1 protein-coding gene is annotated in these 790 nt (G+C 58.7%); it reads left to right on the top strand.

What is annotated here, in order from left to right; genetic code table 11:
• Positions 1–128 precede the first annotated feature (128 nt).
• Positions 129–524, top strand: a complete 396-nt coding sequence (locus JCM25156_RS18895) for a hypothetical protein (protein WP_025814390.1) — start codon at positions 129–131, stop codon at positions 522–524.
• The last annotated feature ends 266 nt before the right edge of the window (positions 525–790 follow it).

Raw genomic sequence — 790 nt, 5'->3', positions numbered from 1 at the left:
GCACGGTCGCCCCCCTTGGCGCGCGGGCGTGAAACCCGCCCTTCCTTTTCCTTGGCAGAACCGGGCGGCATTGCCACATTAGGGGGCGCGATCCTGCCGGTCCGCGTTTTTGATGAAGGCATACAGACATGAAACCGATTGCATCATGCGCCCTGCTGGGCCTGCTGGCCGTGGCCTGCGCGCCCGCCGCCCATGCCGAAGTACCCGAAGGGGAGCTGAATTCCCTGTACATCCGGCCGGAGGTGCAGTTGCCCGCCCCCGCCCTGTCCTTTCCCGAATATCCGGTCGTGGATGACTGCACCACGGAGTTCGGTGATGCGGTAACCAACGCCTGCGTCACGGTGGAAAAGGAACAGGCCCTGATCCTGCAACCCGCATGGGCCGCGTATCAGGACAGTGACAAGATCGCCTGCCAGGAAGACGTGATCCGTGTCCGCCATATCCAGCTTTACAAGAATCTGGCCTACTGCCTGGACAGCCGCCGCTACGAGGCATGGCGCAGGGAACACCCGCAGGGGCGCTAAAAAGCCGGGGACCGTTTGAAAAGCCTGCTTTTCAGGACACCCCGCAAATCCTGGAAAAGTTCTTGGTGAAGCTTTTTTCAGAAAGCTTCAGGGAACGCCGCCTTTTTGAAAAAAGGCGGCACCCGAAAACTTTTATTATATATCAATCAGTTACTTTCAAACAGATCCTCAACGGTGCGATATGACAGTTCGCGTCATCATGGCTGTGGTCGTAATCCACATCACGGTTGGCGCTGCCGTCTCCATGCACGATACGCCGTGGGCGG

The organism is Komagataeibacter kakiaceti JCM 25156 (assembly GCF_000613305.1).
The sequence above is the reverse complement of the archived record's forward strand: the minus strand, read 5'-3'. Positions and strand labels throughout refer to the sequence as shown.

Coding starts and splice junctions, on each gene's coding strand:
- JCM25156_RS18895 (WP_025814390.1), top strand. CDS start 129: ATGAAACCGATTGCATCATGCGCCCTGCTGGGCCTGCTGGCCGTGGCC.